This window comes from Oceanobacillus sp. CF4.6, assembly GCF_051262635.1.
Taxonomy (GTDB): domain Bacteria; phylum Bacillota; class Bacilli; order Bacillales; family Amphibacillaceae; genus Oceanobacillus.
This window is the reverse complement of the sequence record NZ_JBIMEX010000025.1, coordinates 1-6,172: the sequence shown is the minus strand read 5'-3', so window position 1 is coordinate 6,172 and position 6,172 is coordinate 1. Positions and strand designations below refer to the sequence as shown.

Below are 6,172 nucleotides of genomic sequence, written 5' to 3'. Positions count from 1 at the left end.
TTGAAAATAAATCAATAAAAATATGGAGGGAGTAGCATATGATGTTCTCCTTCTCTATATATTTTCTAAGGAGGATTCTTAGGATGGATATTTTACATGAAAACATTTTACATTTACCAGATTGGCAATTTGTCTGTTTTTGTAGAGATCGCTTTGGACTAAACAAAGGTGTTTATAATACCATTGATACTTGGTTTTATGAGAATGGGATTATCAATATTACCGAAAGACGAAAGCAAATTGTTTATTTCTTAGACTCTAAAACCAATCAAATGGAAAATGGAAAACTAAAATTTGGTCCTAAAAAATTGAACCTATTCCTTAGTGAACACTTACAATCAAAACAAATTGTTTAGTTGATATATATGAGTATGCCTTTTCAGCTATGAAGGGTAAGACAACCCTTCTATAAATTATCCTATCAAAATAGGTTGAATATGTGATTTATAATTCTAAAAATCATATCTGACTACGACCGACCTCTTACTACAACAGAGATATCTAATTTATGTTATATTTCAATTTACCGATAGAAATAACATGTCAGAAGCCTTTTTTAGCGAAGGGAATGAAAAAAATGGCAGTTATTATCAATTGATTTGGGGTACATAAAAAATAGGTTTGTCTTTAGTTTAATGAAATTAGATTTGCGAAATATCGAAATGCCTGAGAGTACCTGTACCTGTTTGGTTGGTTCCCTGTTTTATTGTGTTGTAAAATAGACAACATAATTTCTGAATTCACCTTTTTCCTTTTTCATATATAAGAGTCTTAGAATCCTAGAAGGTATTTAAGCAGAGCTTATGGCATCTCATTTTGAAATAAATTATTAAAAGGAGATTATTATGAAATTAATTACATTTACTAACGCAGGATATACTCGCATAGGAGCACTTGTTGATGACAGCAAAGTTATTGATTTGAATTATGCTTATCAAGCACAGCTTAAAAGCGAAGGAAAGTATCGTTACAAGGAAATTGCAGAGGCTTTTTTACCAGAAAAGATGGAAGCGTTTTTACAAGGTGGCAATGAAAGTATCGAAATTGCAAAGGGCGCAATTAATTATGCACTTGAGAATCCTTCAAGTTTTAATCACCAACTTATTTATGAAAAAGAATCCGTTAAAGTTGAAGCACCTTTAACTAATCCAGGGAAAATGATATGTGTTGGCCATAACTACCGTGAACATATTCTTGAAATGGGACGTGAATTACCGTCTAATCCTGTTGTATTTGCTAAATTTGCGAATACAATTGTTGGACCACAAGATGATATCCCGTTCTATCCGATTTCTGAGCAACTAGATTATGAAGCAGAGTTTGCCTTTGTTGTTGGTAAACAGGCTAGAAATGTTTCAGAAGCAGATGCATTGGATTATGTAGCAGGGTATACAATTGTTAATGATGTTACCTATCGTGATATTCAACGTAGAACACTTCAATGGCTTCAAGGGAAAGCTGTAGAAGGCAGTGCCCCAATGGGACCGTGGTTAATTACATCTGATGAATTGTCAGACCCGTCTGGACTTGAAGTAGTTCTAACAGTCAATGGAGAGGAAAGACAGCATTCAAATACGGAGAATCTTGTATTTACAGTGCCAAAGCTTGTCCAATTCCTATCTAATTTGATGACACTTGAGCCAGGAGACATTGTGTTAACAGGTACACCTGGAGGAGTAGGTGTTGCAAGGGATCCACAAGTATTCCTGAAAGATGGAGATGTAGTGAAAATTGATATTGATAAAGTAGGTACACTAGAGAACCGCGTATCTAAACAAGAAGGAGGAAAGTAATTTATGGCAACAGAACAAGTTGAAAAATATATCCATTCTATCCAGTCTTCTATTGATGAAATTCTGAGTTCAGTGGATGGACTTTCAGAAGAGACCATTCGCTGGAATCCAACAGAAGATGAATGGTCTATAGTACAGATTTTGAATCATGTTAATGAAGCGACACCATATTGGCTTAGTGAAATGGAAACGGTATTAGAAAAGCCAGGATCTGAATGGGGAAGAGGTTTGACAAGTCCTGATCGACTTGCAGCAGTAGACGAGCTCAACGGATTAAATATAAAAGAAGTAATCAAAGCAACGGAAGGATTGAAGACGGAGGTCTCCCAAAGGCTTTCAAAAGTAGATGATGCTCAATTGAAAGAAGAAAATCCACACCGTAACTTTAAAAAATTTGGTAATAAACCTGTTTCATTTTTAATTGAACATTTTATTGTTGAGCATACGGAAGGTCACAGTAATCAGATCAAGCGAAATTTAAGTAAATTACCAAATGCAAGTAAATAAAATAATGGAAAGGGATGTTTTAAATGGCTGAAAAAACTGAGTTTATGAAGAGTTCTGTTGTAAAGGATTTTACGAAGGATATCCAGCAATATAATCTTGGACCACTATGGGAAGCAATTCCAGAAGTCATGAATAAATCACCCAAACCACATGCTGAAGCATATCTCTGGAGTGGAGAATTATTAAAGAAAAAGCTATCCGAAGCTGCAGAAATTTTTACTCCCGATCGTGGTGGGGAACGACGTGCGATTTACTTTCAAAATCCTGGTTTAACCTACCGTAAACCATGGGGGCAAGTATCGACAACTCAAACATTGTATGCTGCAGTGCAATTATTACAACCTGGAGAAGAAGCGCCATCACATCGTCATTCTCAAAGTGCATTACGTTTCATTACAGATGGTGAAGGAGCATATACGATCGTACAGGGTGAACGTATATTTATGGAAGAAGGAGATTTCCTAACTACACCAAAAAATTTATGGCATGGTCATGGGCACCTTGGAAAAGAGCCAATGGTCTGGATGGATGCTTTGGATATCCCAACAATCTATTCTATTGGTGGAACATTCTTTGAACCATATGAAGCTGGTCTTCAGCAACCAGATGTGCCAGATAACTTCTCTGAGAAACGTTATAGAGGTGGAATGGTTCGTCCTGTAGGGGATGGGAAATATACAATTGCACCACTTGCAAACTATAAATGGGATCGTACAGTTGATGCAATTAAAGGATTACAGGAATTTGATCCAGATCCATATAACGCCTTTGCTGTAGAGTATATTAATCCTTCTACAGGGAAATCAGCAAATCCTACAATTGGATCCCGTATGACACATCTCCCTAAGGGTTTTAAAACAAAAGCACATCGTCACACACATTCAGTTATTTACTGTGCATATAAAGGATCAGGCTACACGATTATTAATGGTGTACGTTTCGATTGGAAAAAAGGTGACTACTTTGTCGTTCCAAACTGGGCATGGCATGAACATGTTGCTTTAGAAAATTCTTATTTATTCTCTGTAAATGATATCCCGATCATGGATCGCTTTGAATTAGAACAAGAAGAGACATTAGAGATAAATAATGGTCATCAAGTAATTACAGGTGAATTTAAGCCAGATTTTAGATAAGATCCGTTCAGTATAGAATAGAAAATTATTTTAAATCTATGGTAAAGTATATGTAGCATCCTGCGTTTTATTGCATAATCGATAATTAGGATTACGTCAACTGGTGTGCAAACGGGTTCACTGTTAACGGCACCCTCTTCCCAGATTTACCGGAGATTCTCGAAGCATACTCACAGCTATGGCGTATCGCTGCCGCTAAGGATTTCGCCTCAATTGATACGCTTTCAACGCCGGAATCTACCCGCGGACATCAACCTAGTACAGTTACGTGAAGAGTGAATGGTGGCCAACCCTTTGCAAGGGGGCGGTCAAGGACGGGCGGACGAGTGCTTGGCTTCTCGCGGGCTTCATTGAACACCACCTAGATCCGCAGTGGGGGGGGGAGTCCTTACCGCCGATCTTCTCTATGTATTTTCTAAGGAGGATTTTTAGGATGGATATTTTACACATAAACATTTTACATTTACCAGATTGGCAGTTTGTCTGTTTTTGTAGAGATTACTTTGGACGAAAATAGAGAAAAGGCCTACGAGAGTAATAGTTGCCATTGTCCCTTGGAATATACCAAATGTATTAACAATGATGAAATTAGATCCTTCCCTAGTTATAGGGAATATCGTAGTATTGAAACATCCCCTACGGTACCGCTAGCATTGGCAAAGTTTAATACTCCTTCTGGCACCCTGCCTGAAGGAGTATTAAACTTTGCCATGGAGAAATTGAAGTAGGGGAAGCATTAACAAAACATCTATTAGTCCGTAAGGTTGATTTGCAGAAACAGGCAAAAAGGTTATAGCCAATGTAGCGTCAGATATTAGACTAGATTTGTTGGGAATGACCGGGCAATTATCTTGGGTGATGTGAATTCTGGAGAAATCTTGACAAGGTTATTAAAAGAAATCTTTGCTCGTAGCGGTCAAATTTGTTTTTGCGGTAAAGCGGATTTCAAGAGCCATGTATAATCAATTCTTTGAAACTCTTTGCGAAATGGTAGATGAGTATAAAGTAGGGCATGTTTAAATCTAAATGCGAGCTTTGGACCATTGAGCAATAAAAAGCAATATGATTTTGTTAATAGAATCATAAGAAGACCAAAAATTTGAACGCCGCTATTAGAGAATTAGCTCAAAAACTTGATCATGAAAATAGTGATAATGGATACTATATCTTACCGCATGCTATAGACCAATAACTATTCATCGATGCTGTTGCTAGCGACCAATTTGGTTCAAACATTCCAAGTATCTTGTATTATAAAGAAAAAGATGTTATCCAACTAGCCAATAATACGGGAGAAGGGCTTGGATCTTCCGTTAGGGCAAAGGATGTAAAGCGTTCTTATCAGATTGAAAGAAAAATAGATGCTGGAAGGAACACTTATTAACTTATTAACACCCATAGTTTTGAATTACCTTCTCTAGGAAGGCTAATTGGTGGCTATAAGCAAAGTGGTATTGTTCGGGAGTTAGGAATACAGGAAATGTTAAACGAAATATATTGAGGCTTATTCCACCCGTTATGTTAAGTAGTAAAAATCCAAAATTATAGAAATAGTTTATTTTTAATTGAGGAAGTTGAATTGTACCTTCATACTCTTAATGCTTCAAATTTTTATTTAATTCACCCATAAGTGTAGTTAAGTGTTCATTTTTAGATTCACCGAGTATGGAATTGTATCTTTGGTCTAATTCATCTATGCAATGACAGACTTCCTCATATAAACGATTTCCCTTTTCAGTTAAATAAATATGAGTTTCTTTCCACTTATTTTCGCTACGCAATACTTCTTGTTTTATCAATTTATTCACGAATCTAGTACTCGTTGAAGGAGCTATTGATAATTTACTACATAATTCCTTTTGGGAAATTCCTGGATATTGATTAACAACAAGGATAAGGTATCCATACGTTGGCGAGAGACCTGTAGGCGTAAATACTTCTGTTGCAATTTTTGCGATGGTACGAGCAAAAACATTGGAAGTGAAAAATAAACAGTTTTCTAAAATTGATTCATCTTTTTTCTTCATATGATCATGTATGCCTCCTTTAGACACTTAAGGATTAATTTCCAATTTCACAAAAAGATACATCAAATTATCTACATACCAAAAATCCCCCTTTTATTAAAAATTCCTTTTTGCCTCTTTATTTTTTATTATCAGTATTTGTTGATTGTTACGGATTCATCATTTTTCCAAAATGAAGAGAATTCGCTATTTCATTTACCGTATCAGAGGTTAGGTGGAAAAGTCAAAATTAACCTTACGGGAATCTTTTGCAAAAGTGGTTTGTCAACATTCAGCGTCGTCGTTATATAGTTATGTCTTCATAGGGGATATACACATATAAGTAATATTGAAAATAGTCATATTAATAATTATAATAATAAAATTTATAAAATTCAATTTTATTATTGTCATTTGTATATAAAAATGATAATATATATTTAAAGGACGTAATCGTAATAGTTTCCAGGGATTGGTAATTCTGAACAAAAGATGGCGATGATTAATGTACGTTTTTTACGCAATGTATTATAACTCGCAACACTACAATACTAAAGGAGGAAAAAGAATGGAAAAGGTAATGGTTGAAGAAGTATCTCTACTTATTAATAATGAAGATGTTAAAACAGAAAAAACACTGGAAATAAGAGATCCAGGAAAATTGGACGAAATAGTAGGAAGCGTTTCACAAGGAACGAAAGAGGATGTAGATAAGGCAGTTAAGGCTGCT

General features: G+C 35.6%; 7 protein-coding genes. 6 read left to right on the top strand and 1 reads right to left on the bottom strand.

All coding sequences use genetic code 11. The features are described from left to right. The first annotated feature begins 83 nt into the window (after positions 1–83). The 6 genes from ACHABU_RS20570 (at position 84) to ACHABU_RS20545 (ending at position 4,820) form a co-directional block, all read left to right on the top strand. Positions 84–356, top strand: a complete 273-nt coding sequence (locus tag ACHABU_RS20570) for a hypothetical protein (protein WP_435766823.1) — start codon at positions 84–86, stop codon at positions 354–356. A gap of 489 nt (positions 357–845) precedes the next feature. Continuing rightward, positions 846–1,793: a fumarylacetoacetate hydrolase family protein gene (locus tag ACHABU_RS20565; protein ID WP_435766822.1), complete on the top strand. Its 948-nt coding sequence runs from the start codon at positions 846–848 to the stop codon at positions 1,791–1,793. A 3-nt stretch (positions 1,794–1,796) separates the two neighbouring features. Next, positions 1,797–2,300, top strand: coding sequence for a DinB family protein (locus tag ACHABU_RS20560; protein WP_435766821.1), 504 nt, complete (start codon positions 1,797–1,799; stop codon positions 2,298–2,300). Positions 2,301–2,323: 23 nt separating this feature from the next. After that, on the top strand, positions 2,324–3,436 hold the full coding sequence (locus tag ACHABU_RS20555; RefSeq protein WP_435766820.1) for a cupin domain-containing protein: 1,113 nt from the start codon (positions 2,324–2,326) through the stop codon (positions 3,434–3,436). Between the two features lie 513 nt (positions 3,437–3,949). Further along, positions 3,950–4,087 (top strand): aldehyde dehydrogenase family protein, encoded by a 138-nt coding sequence (locus ACHABU_RS20550; protein WP_435766825.1) that lies wholly within the window; start codon positions 3,950–3,952, stop codon positions 4,085–4,087. 547 nt (positions 4,088–4,634) lie between these two features. Beyond that, positions 4,635–4,820: an aldehyde dehydrogenase family protein gene (locus tag ACHABU_RS20545; protein ID WP_435766824.1), complete on the top strand. Its 186-nt coding sequence runs from the start codon at positions 4,635–4,637 to the stop codon at positions 4,818–4,820. Positions 4,821–5,031: 211 nt separating this feature from the next. Here ACHABU_RS20545 and ACHABU_RS20540 read toward each other — a convergent pair whose 3' ends face one another. After that, complete coding sequence (locus ACHABU_RS20540; RefSeq protein ID WP_435766819.1) at positions 5,032–5,463, bottom strand: MarR family winged helix-turn-helix transcriptional regulator; 432 nt, start codon at positions 5,461–5,463, stop codon at positions 5,032–5,034. Positions 5,464–6,172: the final 709 nt, after the last annotated feature.

Coding starts and splice junctions, on each gene's coding strand:
- ACHABU_RS20540 (WP_435766819.1), bottom strand. CDS start 5,463: ATGAAGAAAAAAGATGAATCAATTTTAGAAAACTGTTTATTTTTCACT.
- ACHABU_RS20565 (WP_435766822.1), top strand. CDS start 846: ATGAAATTAATTACATTTACTAACGCAGGATATACTCGCATAGGAGCA.
- ACHABU_RS20570 (WP_435766823.1), top strand. CDS start 84: ATGGATATTTTACATGAAAACATTTTACATTTACCAGATTGGCAATTT.
- ACHABU_RS20560 (WP_435766821.1), top strand. CDS start 1,797: ATGGCAACAGAACAAGTTGAAAAATATATCCATTCTATCCAGTCTTCT.
- ACHABU_RS20555 (WP_435766820.1), top strand. CDS start 2,324: ATGGCTGAAAAAACTGAGTTTATGAAGAGTTCTGTTGTAAAGGATTTT.